Source organism: Streptomyces sp. SD31 (assembly GCF_052068475.1).
GTDB lineage: Bacteria > Actinomycetota > Actinomycetes > Streptomycetales > Streptomycetaceae > Streptomyces.
The window spans coordinates 117072-132124 of sequence record NZ_JBQHCX010000006.1; the positions used below are offsets into that span (position 1 = coordinate 117072).

Sequence of the window (15053 nt, forward strand, 5' to 3'; positions counted from 1 at the left end):
GCTCTCCGTGCGGGGACGACGAGACGACTCTCGTGCGTGTGCGTGAGTTGGTGCGGGACGTGGGCTGTGAACCCGTGGCTGGCGGCGGTCTCGAACGTGCGGGACTCCTGGAAGCGACCGCCGCGCTCTTCATCGCGCTGTGGGTCGGCGAGGGAGCGGATGCCCAGGCAATCGCCCCTCCGCCGGCATACGCGGCCGGACCGAGCCACCAGGAAACGGAGGGCGGCACGGTGGCTTTCCGTTAGGGGTTCTAAGGCCGGTGACTGTGGAGGTGTGAGGCCAGTGGCTGTGGAGGTGTGAGACGTACGGGTCCGGAGCAGACGCAAGAGCCACACGACCCGTACGAGCGCCCGGCCCCTTCCCCACAGCTCCTCCCCCTCAGCCCTTCACCACCCCCAGCGGAACCAGCCGAGCCACGGTCCGGCACAGCCCTGCGCCCTCGCTCGCGGCCACCACCTCGCTCACGTCCTTGTAGGCCTCGGGTGTCTCCTCCGCGAGGCCTCGGAGCGACCGGGGGCGTACCGCTATGCCCGCCGACTCCAGCCGGGCCCGCAGTTCACGGCCGCCCACCGCGCGGGCGGCCCGGTGGCGGCTGAGGACGCGGCCGGCGCCGTGGCAGGTGGAGGAGAACGCGTCTCCGCCCGCCACGCCGACCAGGACGTACGAGGCGGTGCCCATCGTGCCCGGGATCAGCACCGGCTGGCCGACCTCGCGCAGGTCGTCGGGCAGGTCCGGATGGCCGGGCGGGAAGGCGCGGGTGGCGCCCTTGCGGTGGACGCAGAGAGTGCGGCGGGTTCCGGCCACCGGGTGGGACTCGATCTTGGCGAGGTTGTGGGAGACGTCGTACACCAGGGACAGCCGGATGCCCGCGGCGTGGCGGAAGACCTCGCGGGCCGCGTCGGACAGCAACTGGCGGTTGGCGCGGCCGTAGTTGGCGGCGGCGGCCATCGCGCCGAGGTACCTCTGTCCCTCCGGCGACTGGACCGGCGTGCAGGCCAGTTGGCGGTCGGGGACCTTGATGCCGTAGCGGGTCATCGCGCGGTCCATCAGGCGGACGTGATCGGTGCAGATCTGGTGGCCGAGGCCGCGGGAACCGCAGTGGATCATCACGCACACCTGGCCGACGGCGATACCGAACGCGGCTGCGGCCGTCTCGTCGTACACCTCGTCGACGCGCTGCACCTCCAGGAAGTGGTTGGCGGAACCGAGGCTCCCGACCTGCCCGAGCCCGCGCTCTCGCGCGCGGGCGCTCACCTGGTCCACGTCGGCGTCGGCGACCGCCCCGCCGTCCTCGCAGCGCGTCAGGTCGCGGTCCTCGCCGTGCCCCTCCTTCACGGCGTACCGGGAGCCGCCCCGCAGGATCCGCTCCAGCTGGCCGGGGCCGGTCAGGTGCCACACCCCGCCCGGGCCGGCGCCGCGCGGGATGGCCCGGTCCAGGCCGTCCATCACCTCGGTCAGCGCGGAGCCGAGCCCCTCCTGGTCGGTGTCGGCGGCGAGCAGCCGTACCCCGCAGGAGATGTCGAAGCCGACCCCGCCGGGCGAGACGACCCCGCCTTCGGCCACGTCGGTCGCCGCGACGCCGCCGATGGGGAAGCCGTAGCCCCAGTGGATGTCGGGCATGGCGTACGACGCGCCGACGATGCCCGGCAGCGTGGCCACGTTGGCCACCTGCTCCAGTGACTTCTCGGCGTCGTTCAGCAACTTCCGGGACGCGAACACCACGCCCGGCACCCGCATGGGGCCGTGCGGGTCGATACGGAAGCGGTGGGGAGCTTCCTGGACCAGTTCCATGGCAGCCTCCCGCACTGCGGCTCGGCGGTTTCCCGCACCCGGCATCGCAGGTGCGGGGTACCCGCGTGGGGGGCTCCCTATCGCGGGGCGCTGGGGGCATCGGGGGGTGCCTGCCTGGGGGTGTGCGAGGCGGTGACCTGCGGGGTCAGGTGCCCGACGGGGACCTGCCGGTCCACGCGTCGGGCCCACGCGACCGGAGACCTCCCCGTCCACACATCCGATCGGCAGCCCGGGAGTCCGGCGAGACGCTCGCCCCCGGCCCCCCCGGCGACGCAGGAGAGCGAAACGCTGGGGCTCTCCGCGATCATGCCCACGCCGGGCCCGGCGACTGGCCGCGCATGGCCGACGGCCTGCACAGTGCCCTCGCAGCCGGCACCACCGCGGCGCACCACCCGCAACACCCGCGACGAGATCCGCGGCCTGCACGACGTACTCGGCACCGCCGAACGATCCCGGCCGTGGGGTGGTCCCGGCACCCGGTGCGCCTGCGCACCCACCACCGACACTCACCACCGCAGCACCACCCCCGACAAGATCCATGACCCGCACCACCACCTCAGCCCCAGCAGCGCCCAACAACCCCGCCCGCTGCGGAATCCCGACCCCGCCCCCGACCTCGTACCGTTGAGACATGAGCGGCGGCACGGTGACGCTGTTCGTCTGCGGTGACGTGATGCTCGGACGCGGCGTCGACCAGATCCTGGCCCGGCCCGGCGACCCGGTGCTGCGGGAGGGGTACGTCACGGACGCCCGGTCGTACGTGAGCATGGCGGAGGCGGTCAACGGCCCGATCCCGGCGCCGGTCGACCCGTCCTGGCCCTGGGGCGAGACGCTGCGGCTGCTGGAGGCGAGCGACCCGGACGTGCGGATCGTCAACCTGGAGACGTCCGTCACGCGCAGCGACGCGTTCGAGCCCGGCAAGGCGGTCCACTACCGCATGCATCCGGCCAACCTTCCCGCGCTCACGGTGGCCCGGCCCGATGTCTGCGTGCTGGCCAACAACCATGTGCAGGACTTCGGCCGCGCGGGCCTGGAGGAGACGCTCGACGTGCTGCACGGCGCAGGGCTGCGGACGGCGGGCGCGGGGCGGAGCGCCGAAGAGGCGTATGCGCCCGTGGCGCTCCCGCTCCCCCACGGCGGCCGCGTGCTCGTGTTCGCCCTCGGTGCCGGTGACAGCGGCATCCCCACGGACTGGGCCGCGACGGCGGACCGCCCCGGCGTCGCCTACCTGCCCGAGCTCTCGCCCGCCACGGCCGCCGCCGCGGTGCGGCACATACGGCAGGTGAAGCGGGCCGGCGACATCGTCGTCGTCTCCGTGCACTGGGGCTCCAACTGGGGCTACCTCGTCCCCCGCGAGCAGCGCCGCTTCGCGCACGCCCTGGTCGACGGCGGCGCCGACGTCGTCCACGGCCACTCCTCGCACCACCCCCGACCCCTCGAGGTCTACCGGGACCGGCTGATCCTGCATGGCTGCGGCGATTTCGTCGACGACTACGAGGGCATCCATGGCTACGAGCAGTACCGCGACGACCTGCGCATCGCCCACCTCGTGACGGTGGATGCGGACACGGGCGAACTCACCGAGCTGCGGATGGTGCCTCTGATCGCCCGCCGTATGCGCCTGGAGCCCGCCCCGCCCGAGGACCGCGCCTGGCTGCACACCACCCTCGACCGCATCAGCCCCGGCATCCCTCTTGCCCTTGGCGCGGACGGTGTGCTCAGAAGCTGTCCTCCGTTTCAGGGGCGGGCCCGAACCGGTCATTCGTGGGATCGGTGAGACCCAGGGGCTTCGGGAATGGCTCAGAAGCTGTTGCCGTCTTCGATCGCTTCGTAGGACAGTGCCGGCGAGGTCGTCTGCGGGCCGCGAACGACGATCCGGCGGAGACGAGACCCAACTGCTACAGCCGATCCGTGAACTGGTGTGCCCTGACGCCCAGTTCCGGCAGACGAGACGGTGGTGATGGTCCCATTGGCCCGGGGACCATCACCACGCCCAGGAACAACGCCCGCGCCGCGAGAGGGGCGAACGTCACGCTCCTCTCAGTTCAGCGACCGTGTCGGACGTTGGGCACCCGGCAGGATGCGCGCCGCTTCGACGAGCTCGGGTTCAGACCTTCGGCGATATGCCGAGGTTTACACCATTGGCGATCCCTACCGAGTCCACCGAGCCGCTCTGCGAGAGGGTCTGCCCGAAGCACACCGACCACGAGTTCGCCCCGACCCCTGAGGATGAGCACACCCATTCGCCCAGCTTGCCGGAGGAGTTGTACAGGTCCATCGCTGCCGCGACGGAGTAGAGGCTGGACCGGTTGTTGCGCACGATCACCGCCCCCTGCACGGAGGCCCCGCTTGCCGACCTGACCGCGCAGACCTGCGCGCCCACATCGGTGGCGAGCGCTTTGGTGCCGGCGCAACGCCACGTACTGGAGCTGGAGGTGATCGGGTTCGTGTTGCCGTAAGCACGCCAGCTGCCGGTGGCTGCGGAGGCAGGTGTCGCGGTGACCAGCAGGGTGCCGCCGACGATCGCACCGGTCATGGCCAGGGCGGCCAGTTTCTTCATAGTGCGTTCCCCTCATGGTTGTTGCCGTCACGGTTCGTGAGGGCTTCACCATGTTCGGGTGCCGCGCTGAAGTGAAGTACCTCCAACTGTTCAGGTTGAACGTACGGCGAGAATCTGCCGGTGCGCCTGGCTCCGAGTGGACGAGTGGACTCCGTGATGCGACCGCCGAACTCCAGCGGGGCGGCGGCCCTGCGACCCGTCACAGCCGCTCACGCTGACGAAGCACCCTGCCCGGCCCACCCCATGAACCGCCCCCGCCCGGCCGGTCCTCCTCGGCGTCGGGCGCGGGGCGGCGGAGCCTCACTCGCCGCGCAACGCCTCCAGCACATCGGCGTCGGTCAGCTGGCCGAAGTCCTGGTACCACTCGCCGACCGCGCTGAACAGCCTCGGCTGGTGCAGGCAGACGAAGTCGTCGACCAGCCGGCGCAGTTCCTCGGCCGCCTCCGGTGGGCAGACCGGCACGGCCAGGACCAGGCGCTCGGGCTCCTGGTGGCGTACGGCGCGCAGGGCGACGCGTGCGGTCGAGCCGGTGGCGACGCCGTCGTCGACGACGATGGCGGTACGGTCGCGCAGCCGGGGAGCCGACCGGCCCTGCCGATAGCGCTCCTCCCGCCGCCGCAGCTCCTTGCGCTCCCGATCCACCACCGGCGCCAGGTCGGCCTCGCTCAGTCCCAGCCGGTGGAGCGTCTGGTCGTCGAAGAGTGGAGGGCCGTCGCCCGCGAGCGCGCCGACCCCGAACTCCTCGTGGTGCGGAGCCCCGATCTTGCGGACGACGAGCACGTCCAGCGGGGCCTGAAGCACCCGGGCGATCTCCCGGGCGACCGCGACACCGCCGCGCGGCAGCGCCAGGACCACGGGATGCGCAAGGACGCCCTTCTCCTGCCGGATGCGCAGCAGCTCCGCCAGCTCCTGCCCGGCCTCCCTGCGGTCACGGAACTGCATGGGTTTCCCCTTCCGTCCGTCGCCGCGTACCCGTCCTCCGGCACCGGACACACCGCTGGCCTCGCCCGGCTTCCGGCGCCGCAGGGGTCTGGACCGCTGGGACGGGCTGGCCTAGGGTTCCCGAGGGCAAGCGCTTTCTAGCCTGACCATGCCAACGCACCCCATGCCAGCGCACGCAATGCCCACGCACGCCATGCCAGCGCACGCAATGCCCACGCACGCCATGCCCCCGCATGGCACGCTCACGCACGCGCGGAAAGGAAGCGTCTCGTGCCGCACCCCGATTCGCCCCGCCCATCCCTCCGGTCCCAGCCGCCCCAGCCGTCTCGCAAGGCGTTCCTGAGGGGCCTGGCCGCTGCCGGAGCGGCCCCGCTGCTGCCCGGCGTCCTCGCCACGGCCGCCCCCGCCCGAGCCGCGTCGCACCGGCCCGACTTCCCCCTGGTCCGAGGCGGCGCCGCCGTCGAGCTGTACATCGACGCGGCGGACGACCCCGCGGTGATCCGCGCGGCCGGTGATCTCCAGGCGGACGTCGAACGGGTCAGCGGAGTCCGGCCCAAACTCGGTCACACCCTCCCGGAGACGGGCGCCGCGAACCTGATCCTGGTGGGCACCCTCGGCGCCAGTCCCGTCGTCGACCGGCTCGTGGCACAGGGGCGCCTCGACGTCTCACGGGTGAAGGGGCGCTGGGAGGCGTCGGTCACGCAGGTGGTGGAGCGTCCGCTGCCCGGCGTCGAGCGGGCCCTGGTGATCGCGGGCAGCGACCGGCGCGGCACGGTCTACGGCATCTACGACACCTCGGAGCGCATCGGCGTCTCCCCGTGGTACTGGTGGGCCGACGTCCCCGTGCCCCGCCGTGACACGGTGACGGTGCCCGCGGGGCCGCTCAAGCGGTACGAGCCGTCCGTCCGCTACCGGGGCATCTTCATCAACGACGAGCAGAACCTGACCACTTGGTCGCACCGCACCCAGGAGCCGGACAAGAACATCGGCCCCGAGACGTACAAGCGCGTCTTCGAGCTGCTGCTCCGCCTCAAGGCCAACTACCTGTGGCCGGCGATGCATCCGTACTCCGACTTCTTCAACAAGCACCGCGAGAACCCCGAACTGGCCGACCGCTACGGCATCGTCGTCGGCTCCAGCCACCCCGAGGCCCTGCTGCGCAACGGCGTGCACGAGTGGGCGCCGTGGGCACAGGAGCACCGGGGCGCGGACGGCGCGCTGCCGGTGTACGACTACACGGTGAACCCCGGTGTCATCTCCGACTACTGGAGAGCCCGGGCGAGACAGAACGCCAGGTACGAGAGCAGCTGGACGATCGGCATGCGCGGTCTGCACGACAGCGCGCTGGAGACCAAGCACGCCACGACCATTCCCGAGAAGGTCGCGGTGATGAACGACATCATCGCCGACCAGCGCCGCATCCTGGCCGAGGAGGTCGGCGCGGCCGTCGAGCCGCAGATCTTCATCCCGTACAAGGAGGTCCTGGAGCTGTACAACGCGGGTGTCCAGGTCCCCGACGACGTCACGCTGATCTGGCCGGACGACAACCACGGCAACATGCGCCAGCTGCCGAACGACGCCGAGCGGGGCCGGTCCGGCGGCAACGGCATCTACTACCACCTCTCCTACTGGGGCCGCCCGAAGAGCTATCTGTGGCTGGACACCACCCAACTCGCCAAGGTCTGGCAGGAGTTACGGCGGGTGTACGAGCACGGCGTCGACCGGATGTGGATCTTCAACGTCGGTGACGTCAAGTCGATCGAGACCGGCCTGTCCTTCTCCATGGACATGGCCTGGGACGTGGACCGGTGGGACGCCGACGACGTGGAGGACTTCCTGGCCGAGTGGGCCGGGCGGCAGTTCGGCCACCGGTACGGGCGGGAGATCGCCGCCATCCGTACCGAGTACTACCGGCTCGCGGCCGAGCGGCGCCCGGAGTTCATCGACCGCGGGGTGTTCTCCGTGATCCACCACGGCGACGAGGCTGGCCGCCGCATGGCCGAGTACGAGCGGCTGCTCGCGCGGGTACGGACGGTGGGGGCCAAGGTGCCCGAACAGTGCCGGGACGCCTTCTTCGAGCTGGTCGAATACCCGGTGCACGGCGCGTACTTGATGAACCTGAAGTACTACTGGGCGGACCGCAACGCGCTCGCAGTCCGCCAGGGACGCGGGGCCGGGACCAACCGTTTCGCGGACCTGGCCGAGACGGCCCATGCCGAGGAAGCAGCGCTGACCAAGCGGTACAACGCCGAGGTGGCGGGCGGGAAATGGGACGGGATCGTCAACCCGTACCCCTCCCAGATTCCGAAAGCACCCGGCCGCCCGCCCGTCACCCGGGTCGCCCGGCAGGAGACCTCGGGGCTGGGGGTGGCGGCCGAGGGCAACGAGACCGGGGCGGAGCGCCCGCTGTCCTTCTCCTCCTACACCCGGGACCGGCGCTTCCTCGACGTCTTCAACACCGGCTTCCTGCCGCTCGACTGGTCGGCCGAGGCGAGCCACCCCTGGGTGCTGCTGAGCTCGGCAGGCGGCTCTGTGACCGAGCAGACCCGGGTGTGGGTGGAGCTGGACTGGGCGCGGATACCGGAGGGCACCTACGACGCCACGGTCGCCGTCAGCGGGGCGGGGCAGCGGGTCGAGGTGCCGTTGCGGGTGGTCAACGACGGTGAGCGGGCACGTCGGCGGGCCCGGGGGTTCGTGGAGGCCCACGGGTACGTCTCGATCGACGCCGTCCACGCCGACCAGCGGGTTGCGCGTGGCGGGGCGCGCTGGCGCGTGGTGCACGGGCTGGGCCGCCGTACGGGCGCCTTGGAGGCGGTGCCGTCGACGGCGGCCCCCGTCACCACCGACTTCGCCACCAAGGCGCCGGAGTTGAGGTACCGGGTGCGCTTCGGCGGGGCCGGTACCTTCCCGGTCACCGTCTTCCGGCTGCCGTCCCTCGACGAGCGCGGCCACCGCCGGCTGGCCGTCGCGCTCGACGACCGGCCCGCCACCGTCCTGGCGGGCCAGGCAGTCGCCACCGGCAACCGGGGCGACGCCTGGGCCCGCAACGTGGAGGACGGCGTCGAGAAGCTGACCGCCACGGTGACGGTGGACGAGCCCGGTGAGCACATCCTGCGGATCTTCATGGTCGACCCGGGCATCGCCGTCGACCAGATCGTCATCGACACCGGCGGGCTGCCCCTCAGCTATCTGGCGCCGCCGGAGAGCTACCACCCGGTGTTCCGTCCCGATCCGGATCGGGCACCGGGCCCGTAGCCGCTACTGGATGGTCCAGCCCACGCTGCCGACACCCGAGCTGTAGACCGCGCAGACGCCCGAGGACTCGCTGTACTGCCCCGGCGCCAGCGTCACCCACTGGCCGGAGACGTCCGGGGCCCAGCCGCACACGACCTCGGCGCGGAAGGTGACGGTGCGGTCGGTGTTGTTCTGGCAGCCCGCGATGCCATGGTCCGGGTTGTTGTTGTGCACCCAGCCGTCACAGTCGACGGTCCCCGCGGCCTGTGCGGGGGCGGCCATGCCGCCGAGGGTGAGGGCCAGGGCCGAGACGGTGGTGGCCAGGCCGGCTGCGAAGGTGCTCTTCCTGCGGTTCATGTGGGTCCCCGTGATGTCGTGGTTCCGTTCGGACTTGCCGCTGCCAGTCAAGGTCAGCGGCGCTCCGCCGGGAACCTCGGACATCCGAGGGTGGCCTCTGCGCTGTACGAGGGTGGCGTCCGGGCCGTACGAGGGTGGCGTCCGCGTTCACCCGTTCGGCCTATCGGGCGTGTCGGGTGCGTCAGGTGCGTCGGGCGTTTCCGTCTCGTTCCAGTCGTACGGTCCGCCGCCCTGCCACTCGATCAGCTCGGGGTCGTCGACGGCCCGGTCCTCGCCGGGCAGGCCCGCGCGGTGCAGCAGGTCCAGCACGTCGAACAGGCTGTACGCGATGCCGGTCGGCTCACCGCGGATCGTCACCTGACGCCCGCCGTCCGACGCGGGCGGCTGCACCACCACTGGGGGACGCGTGCTCATGCCACCACCATGCGCTCTGCGCGGCGCGTGCGCACCTGGCGTACCGGCCGGGTGGGGCGGGGCGTCAGCGTTGGTAGAGACCCACGAGTGTTCCGCTGGCCAGCTGCTGCCGGTCGAGCACCTGGTGTGCTTCGTCGGAAGTGGCCGCCTCCGGGACGGAGACGGGGGCCGGGAGGGCGTAGAGGCGGAAGTAGTACCGGTGCGCGTCGTCGCCGACCGGGGGCAGCGGACCGCCCCACCCCGATTCTCCGTAGCCGTTCCGGTGCGGGTGACTGCCGGGGGTCGTCGCGCCGGCCGGCAACCCGTCCGTGTGCGGATCGATGCCGGTGACCAGCCAGTGGACGAAGGTCCCCGACGGCGCGTCCGGGTCCTCGCACAGCAGGGCCAGCTCCGCCGCCTCGTCGGGCACTCCGGACCAGGTCAAGGGCGGAGAGACGTTCTGTCCCTCCAGGGCGTGACGACGCGGGATCATCGCGTGATCCTCGAACGCCGAGCTCTTGAGTTCGATGTCAGTCATGCGCGCCGCAGTACCCATCCGGGCACAGGCGACACGCGATGCCGGACCCGGGTGCGGCCACCCGGGTCGGTGGCGGTGGCGCCCCGTTTCACCGCGTCCCGCGCCGGGAACTCGGCGGCTGCGCCGACCTCGAGGGGATGAGCGCCGTGCCATTCCGCGACCGTACCCACGCCGGACGGGAACTCGCCCTGCGGCTGGTCGAGTGGGCCGACTCCGGCGATCTGATCAATCTGCTCGTGCTGGCCCTGCCCAACGGCGGCGTGCCCGTCGCCGCGGAGGTCGCCCGTGCCCTGCACGCCCCGCTGGACGTGCTGGTCGCCCGCGAGATCAGTACCCCGATCCGTCCGGAGACGGTCATCGGCGCGATCGTGGCCGACGATCCGCCGCTGTACGACCGGCAGGGCCTGGCGATGATGCATCTGTCCGAGGACCGGCTCGGCGATGTCGTCGCGAGCGAACGCAACGAACTGCATCGCCGCGAGTACGTGTACCGCGGCCGCCGCCCGGCCCCGCCCGTCCACGGCCGCACGGTCGTCCTCGTCGACGACGGCCTGGCCACCGGCCTGACGGCCACGGCGGCGCTGCGCTTCCTGCGCCGCCACGGTCCGGCCCGGCTGATCCTGGCGGTGCCCGTGGGCAGCCCACGGACGACGGCCGCCGTCCGCAGCGAGTGCGACGACCTCGTGTGCCTGGTGCAGCCGCCGTCCCTGCACGCCGTCGGGGAGTGGTACGAGGACTTCGGCCAGGTCTCCGACACGCAGGTCGCGGACACGCTGCACGCGTTCCACGCCCCGGCGTGACGGCCAAGCCGTGCGCGTGCGCCCGGCCGCGTGACAGGGTGGTGCCATGGCCATCGAGGTTCGCCCGGCTTCGGTCTTCGAGGACGTCCGTGCGGTGCTGGGTCCGAAGTCGCCCCAGGCAAGCGTGTGTTGGTGCCTGAGCTACCGGATCCCGTCGAAGCTGAACAACGAGCTGCGCGGGCCGGCCCGCGGTGAGTACGTCGCCGAGCTGTGCCGGGCGGATCCTCCCCCGGGGGTGCTCGCCTACGACGGGGACGAGCCGGTCGGCTGGGCCGCCGTGGCGCCGCGCTCGGCGACGTCCTTCGCGCGGAACCGCAAGATCCCGCACGTCGACGACCTGCCGGTCTGGTCGCTGTGGTGCATCCGCGTCCGCCCCGGCCACCGCAAGCAGGGGATCACCCACGCCCTCATCGCCGGCGCGGTCGACTTCGCCCGCGACCGGGGCGCGCCGGTGATCGAGGCGTACCCCCTCGACAACGGGGACGCCAAGGTCGACCTGACGATGGCGTACGCCGGGCTCCGGAAGAACTTCGAACGCGCCGGGTTCGTCCACGCGGCCGACACGACCTCGGTCCTGGCCGGTCATCCTCGCATCCTGATGCGGCTCGACCTGCGGGGCTGACGGAGCTGCGGGGCCGCCCGATCGGCCCGTGCCGGGCTCAGTGCACGGAGAACCCGCCGTCGACGAAGATCGCCTGCCCGGTGACGTACGCGGAGGCGCGGCTCGCGAGGAACACCGCCGCGCCGGCGAAGTCCTCGGCCAGGCCGTTGCGTCCGACCATCGTGCGCGCGGCGAGTGCCGCCACCTTCTCGGGGTCGGACGACAGGCGTGCGTTGAGGGGCGTCATGACGAACCCGGGCACGAGCGTGTTGCAGGTGACGCCGTACGGCGACCATGCCTCGGCCTGGGAACGGGCCAGCGACTCCAGCGCTCCTTTGGACACGCCGTAGGCGCCGCTCTGGACGAACGCCCGGTGCGCCTGCTGGGAGGTGATGTGGATGATCCGCCCGAAGCCCCGTTCGGCCATGCCGGGCCCGAATCGCTGCCCCAGCAGATGGGGCGCCTCCAGGTTCACGGCCATCGTGGTGTCCCACACGTCCTCGCCCAACTCACCCAGCGGGGGCCGCAGGTTGATCCCCGCGCTGTTGACGAGGATGTCCGGCTCGCCGAACGCGCTGACCGCCTCCTCGGCCGCCGCGCGCACGCCGTCGCGTGTGCTCAGGTCGGCGCTCACCCAGGCCGCTCGGCAGCCGTGGGCCGTCAGTTCGCCGACGGTCGCGGCCAACTCCGCCTCCCTGCGGGCCACGACGACGACGCTCGCTCCGGCGCGTGCGAGGGCCTCGGCGATGGCGCGGCCGATGCCGGAACTGCCGCCGGTCACCACGGCGGCCCGGCCGTCCAGCGAGAAGAGTTCGGAGAGGTAGGGATGCGAGGTCATGCCCGCACCCTAGGCGGCGCGCTCACCGCGTCAGTGCTCGGGGCGTCAAGTGCCCGGCGGGTCAGCCGCGTTGCGACGCGGGTTCCCTGGGGTCCAGGCTCAGGTGGGCGCCCTGGCGCCGCAGCGCGCGCTGGACGAGGTGATAGGGCACGTCGCGGGGACTGCGGCCGAGCCGTACGGACAGGGCGGCGCAGACCCCGGCCGCCTGGCCGGTCGCCATGGAGATGGGCATGACGCGGTAGGACGAGTGCGCGACGTGCGAGCCGGAGATGCAGCGCCCGGCGACCAGCAGACGGTCGGTGTCCTTGGGCAGCAGACAGCGCAGGGGGATGTCGTAGAACCGTCCGCGGGGGACGCGTTTGAGGACCGTGCCGCTGCCCCGGGGGTTGTGGATGTCGACGGGGTACGCCCCGTGCGCCACGGCGTCGGGGAAGGCGCGCGCCGCGAGGATGTCATGGCCGGTCAGGTGGTAGTCGCCGAGGATGCGGCGGGTCTCCCGTACGCCGATCTGGACCCCGCTCTGCGCCACGTACGACTTCTTGAAGCCGGGCACGTGCCCGCGCAGGAAGCGGTCGATCTGTTCCATCTGGCGGCGCGCGACGTACTCGGCGCGGCTGAGGTCCCACACGTCGGTGCCGAGCGCCCGGGTGACCCGGGTGCTGTTGACGCTGACCTCGCGGGGGTGCGGGGTGCCGAAGAACAGCATGTCCTCGCGGGGCAGGCGCAGTTCGCCCGCCTCGGTGGCCTCCTGGACCAGGTCCCACAGCCCGTGCACGCCCCGCCACTGGTCGGGATGCTCGCCGACGTACTGGGAGAAGCGCGGCTGCAGGAAGTCGACGACGCGGAACATCAGCGTCATCGGCTGCACCAGCCCGTCCTCCGGCCGCCCGATCTCGTACGGCGCCCCGCAGGCGGCGGCGATGTCGCCGTCCCCCGTGCCGTCGACGACGACTCCGGCGTCGATCACCACCGGACCCGACTTGGTCTCGAAGACCACCCGCCAGCCGTCGTCGAGGGGCAGCGCGGTGGAGGCGAAGGAGTGGAACAGCATGCGCACGCCCGCATCGTCGAGCAGGTCGAGGAGGACGAGTTTGTAGATCTCCGGGTCGAACGGCACGGTGTATCCGGTCGCGGGGGACGGCGGGATGCAGCCGCCGCGTGCGGTGAGCCGGTCCAGCAGGAGCCACAGGAAGCCGGCCACCACCGGGTCGCCCTCGCCGTGGTCGGTGGGCAGCAGCCTGCTGTGGTCCCCGTTCTCGTCGAACACGGCCTGTTTCTGCTCGTTGTGGAAGGACATCAGCGGCATGACCAGCGCCACGGTGGCGTTGCCGCCGAGGAAGCCGTAGCGCTCCACGAGGACGACGTCGGCGCCGGCGTCGGCCGCCGCATAGGCCGCCGCGGTGCCGGCCGGGCCGCCGCCGACGACCAGGACGTCCGTGCGGCCGCCGTGGCGGGCCTCCCGCGGTGGCAGGGTGACGGTCCGGACGGGGCGGGATGGTTCCAGGATCGGCATCGCTTCTCCCGTCGACTGGGTCGGTTGCGGACGGCGCGTTCCGTTACGGCCGCCGGCCCGCGGCACTGGCCGCTGTCACACCCCGGGGCCGCTCGGGTCGGCCGTCGGCGTGCCCGGGGTCAGAATCAGGTCGGCCCCCTCCGCCCGCCCTGCGGCGCGCCTGCCGCCGTCGAGGTCGATGGAGTCCAGGAGGGCTCCGCAGCGGGCACAGGTCTCCCGGGCCAGGGTCCGCAGCCCCTGTACCCGGGCCTTCATGTCCTCCTGCCGCCGCGGGAACTCGTCCCACAGCCGGTCCACCTCGGCGAGCAGCAGCCCGGCCTGCTCCCGCGCCACACCGACCAGCGCGGGCGCCCCCGTACGACGGGCGAAGTCGAAGACCTTGCCGGAGTACGGCAGCGGCAGCACGGGCAGGCCGGACAGCGCGGCGAAGATCACGACGTGCAGCCGCATGCCCACGACCAGGTCCAGGTGGCTCATGAAGCCGAGGACCTCGCCGGGGCTGTAGGTGTTGTGCAGGATGCGGCCCAGGTCCGGGGCGCTCATCCGGGACAGCACACCGTGGGCGTGCCGGACGTCCTGGCGTTCCATCGGTACGAAGACCACGTGCGCGTCCAGGCGCCGGGCGAGGAAGTCCGCGACGTCGGCGAGCAGCGCGTGATAGTCGTCCTCGTCGAGTTTCTCCGCCGCCCGGCCGGGCTCGCGCACGGACATCCCGACCAGCCGGGTGTCCAGGGGGAGCCCCTCCTGCCGCATCATCTGTTCGGTGAAGGGCTGCGGGGTGAGCAGCAACGCCGGGTCAGCGGTGACGGTGAGCTCGCGCTCGACGCCGACCTCCTCCAGGACGAGGCGTGACTCCTCGTCGCGTACGACGATCTCGGTCATCTCCGGCAGCACGGTGCGCACGGCCTCCCGGTCGTCCGCATCGCGCAGCGGGCCCGCGCCGACCGCGTAGGCGAAGGTGGGTACGCCGCGCTCGTGCGCCGCCTTCACCAACCGCAGATAGCGCCGCGCCTCCCCGTCGTAGAGGATCCCGCCGCCGCCCAGCACGAGCAGATCCAGTCCGGCGAGGGCGTCGAGGACGGGTTTTTGGGGGACGCCCTCCCAGTCGACCACCTCGTCGGCCTCCCACTGATGGCTGCGGGTGTGGTCGGCGTTGCGGCTGAAGACCACGAGCCGGGCCTGCGGCCGATGGGCGCGCAGACAGCTCAGTACAGACATCAGAATCGCTTCGTCGCCGATGTTGCATCCGCCGTACGAGCCGAGCAGGCCGATCCGCAGATCCGACGGGACGGCCGGGACAGGCGACGGGTGCTGGTTGATCGTCATCCGGAACTCCCGTTCGAGGTCAGCGGTACTGCGGGCGGAGGAAACCTCACCTGGAACTTTGGTGGCCGCCGGTCCGGAAGGCGGCCGGCACGGGGGAACAGATGCGCCCATATGTACCCGTAGAGCCAGTATGGGTGCTCATGCACCGCCCGTCCTTCCG

The 15053-nt window shown here is 72.0% G+C and carries 14 protein-coding genes and 1 pseudogene; 6 read left to right on the forward strand and 9 right to left on the reverse strand.

Features of this window, described 5'->3' with window-relative positions; all coding sequences use genetic code 11:
- Nucleotides 1-8: 8 nt before the first annotated feature.
- A pseudogene (locus ACTMVF_RS14770) lies at nt 9-245 on the forward strand (NADP oxidoreductase); the annotation flags it as partial.
- 133 nt (nt 246-378) lie between these two features.
- Here ACTMVF_RS14770 and ACTMVF_RS14775 read toward each other — a convergent pair.
- Entirely contained in the window at nt 379-1791 is a 1413-nt protein-coding gene (locus ACTMVF_RS14775) for an RtcB family protein (RefSeq protein WP_441271467.1), read from the reverse strand.
- A 357-nt stretch (nt 1792-2148) separates the two neighbouring features.
- Here ACTMVF_RS14775 and ACTMVF_RS14780 point away from each other — a divergent pair, with 357 nt between their 5' ends.
- Together ACTMVF_RS14780 and ACTMVF_RS14785 are read left to right on the forward strand one after the other, a co-directional pair.
- The gene (locus ACTMVF_RS14780; RefSeq protein ID WP_441271468.1) at nt 2149-2460 is read left to right on the forward strand and encodes a hypothetical protein; all 312 of its coding nucleotides are present in this window, start codon (nt 2149-2151) and stop codon (nt 2458-2460) included.
- Entirely contained in the window at nt 2423-3568 is a 1146-nt protein-coding gene (locus ACTMVF_RS14785; protein ID WP_441271469.1) for a CapA family protein, read from the forward strand. Before ACTMVF_RS14780 ends, ACTMVF_RS14785 begins: the two co-directional genes overlap by 38 nt.
- Before the next feature lie 330 nt (nt 3569-3898).
- On the opposite strand, the gene ACTMVF_RS14790 is transcribed toward ACTMVF_RS14785, so the two are convergent.
- Nucleotides 3899-4351: a hypothetical protein gene (locus tag ACTMVF_RS14790; RefSeq protein ID WP_441271470.1), complete on the reverse strand. Its 453-nt coding sequence runs from the start codon at nt 4349-4351 to the stop codon at nt 3899-3901.
- Between the two features lie 300 nt (nt 4352-4651).
- Complete coding sequence (locus tag ACTMVF_RS14795; protein ID WP_441271471.1) at nt 4652-5293, reverse strand: phosphoribosyltransferase; 642 nt, start codon at nt 5291-5293, stop codon at nt 4652-4654.
- 348 nt (nt 5294-5641) lie between these two features.
- Between ACTMVF_RS14795 and ACTMVF_RS14800 the strand changes: the two genes are divergently transcribed.
- A complete protein-coding gene (locus tag ACTMVF_RS14800; protein ID WP_441271761.1) occupies nt 5642-8548 on the forward strand; it encodes a glycosyl hydrolase 115 family protein in 2907 nt (968 codons plus the stop codon).
- A gap of 3 nt (nt 8549-8551) precedes the next feature.
- Here ACTMVF_RS14800 and ACTMVF_RS14805 read toward each other — a convergent pair whose 3' ends face one another.
- From ACTMVF_RS14805 to ACTMVF_RS14815, 3 genes are all read right to left on the reverse strand, one after another.
- Entirely contained in the window at nt 8552-8884 is a 333-nt protein-coding gene (locus ACTMVF_RS14805) for a hypothetical protein (RefSeq protein ID WP_441271472.1), read from the reverse strand.
- 147 nt (nt 8885-9031) lie between these two features.
- Entirely contained in the window at nt 9032-9298 is a 267-nt protein-coding gene (locus ACTMVF_RS14810) for a hypothetical protein (RefSeq protein ID WP_441271473.1), read from the reverse strand.
- Between the two features lie 64 nt (nt 9299-9362).
- On the reverse strand, nt 9363-9815 hold the full coding sequence (locus ACTMVF_RS14815; protein WP_441271474.1) for a YbhB/YbcL family Raf kinase inhibitor-like protein: 453 nt from the start codon (nt 9813-9815) through the stop codon (nt 9363-9365).
- Nucleotides 9816-9961: 146 nt separating this feature from the next.
- On the opposite strand from ACTMVF_RS14815, the gene ACTMVF_RS14820 reads away from it, so the two are divergent.
- The gene (locus ACTMVF_RS14820; protein WP_441271762.1) at nt 9962-10615 is read left to right on the forward strand and encodes a phosphoribosyltransferase; all 654 of its coding nucleotides are present in this window, start codon (nt 9962-9964) and stop codon (nt 10613-10615) included.
- Nucleotides 10616-10661: 46 nt separating this feature from the next.
- Nucleotides 10662-11237 (forward strand): GNAT family N-acetyltransferase, encoded by a 576-nt coding sequence (locus ACTMVF_RS14825; protein WP_441271475.1) that lies wholly within the window; start codon nt 10662-10664, stop codon nt 11235-11237.
- Nucleotides 11238-11274: 37 nt separating this feature from the next.
- On the opposite strand, the gene ACTMVF_RS14830 is transcribed toward ACTMVF_RS14825, so the two are convergent.
- The 3 genes from ACTMVF_RS14830 to ACTMVF_RS14840 form a co-directional block, all read right to left on the reverse strand.
- Nucleotides 11275-12054 (reverse strand): SDR family NAD(P)-dependent oxidoreductase, encoded by a 780-nt coding sequence (locus ACTMVF_RS14830; protein ID WP_441271476.1) that lies wholly within the window; start codon nt 12052-12054, stop codon nt 11275-11277.
- 61 nt (nt 12055-12115) lie between these two features.
- Nucleotides 12116-13567, reverse strand: a complete 1452-nt coding sequence (locus tag ACTMVF_RS14835) for an FAD-dependent oxidoreductase (RefSeq protein WP_441271477.1) — start codon at nt 13565-13567, stop codon at nt 12116-12118.
- Between the two features lie 75 nt (nt 13568-13642).
- On the reverse strand, nt 13643-14893 hold the full coding sequence (locus ACTMVF_RS14840; protein ID WP_441271478.1) for a polysaccharide pyruvyl transferase family protein: 1251 nt from the start codon (nt 14891-14893) through the stop codon (nt 13643-13645).
- Nucleotides 14894-15053 lie beyond the last annotated feature (160 nt).

What these genes read in the sequence shown, in the direction of transcription:
- ACTMVF_RS14810 (WP_441271473.1), bottom strand. Translation starts at nt 9,298, where the DNA reads ATGAGCACGCGTCCCCCAGTGGTGGTGCAGCCGCCCGCGTCGGACGGC.
- ACTMVF_RS14840 (WP_441271478.1), bottom strand. Translation starts at nt 14,893, where the DNA reads ATGACGATCAACCAGCACCCGTCGCCTGTCCCGGCCGTCCCGTCGGAT.
- ACTMVF_RS14805 (WP_441271472.1), bottom strand. Translation starts at nt 8,884, where the DNA reads ATGAACCGCAGGAAGAGCACCTTCGCAGCCGGCCTGGCCACCACCGTC.
- ACTMVF_RS14835 (WP_441271477.1), bottom strand. Translation starts at nt 13,567, where the DNA reads ATGCCGATCCTGGAACCATCCCGCCCCGTCCGGACCGTCACCCTGCCA.
- ACTMVF_RS14790 (WP_441271470.1), bottom strand. Translation starts at nt 4,351, where the DNA reads ATGAAGAAACTGGCCGCCCTGGCCATGACCGGTGCGATCGTCGGCGGC.
- ACTMVF_RS14785 (WP_441271469.1), top strand. Translation starts at nt 2,423, where the DNA reads ATGAGCGGCGGCACGGTGACGCTGTTCGTCTGCGGTGACGTGATGCTC.
- ACTMVF_RS14825 (WP_441271475.1), top strand. Translation starts at nt 10,662, where the DNA reads ATGGCCATCGAGGTTCGCCCGGCTTCGGTCTTCGAGGACGTCCGTGCG.
- ACTMVF_RS14775 (WP_441271467.1), bottom strand. Translation starts at nt 1,791, where the DNA reads ATGGAACTGGTCCAGGAAGCTCCCCACCGCTTCCGTATCGACCCGCAC.
- ACTMVF_RS14795 (WP_441271471.1), bottom strand. Translation starts at nt 5,293, where the DNA reads ATGCAGTTCCGTGACCGCAGGGAGGCCGGGCAGGAGCTGGCGGAGCTG.
- ACTMVF_RS14815 (WP_441271474.1), bottom strand. Translation starts at nt 9,815, where the DNA reads ATGACTGACATCGAACTCAAGAGCTCGGCGTTCGAGGATCACGCGATG.
- ACTMVF_RS14830 (WP_441271476.1), bottom strand. Translation starts at nt 12,054, where the DNA reads ATGACCTCGCATCCCTACCTCTCCGAACTCTTCTCGCTGGACGGCCGG.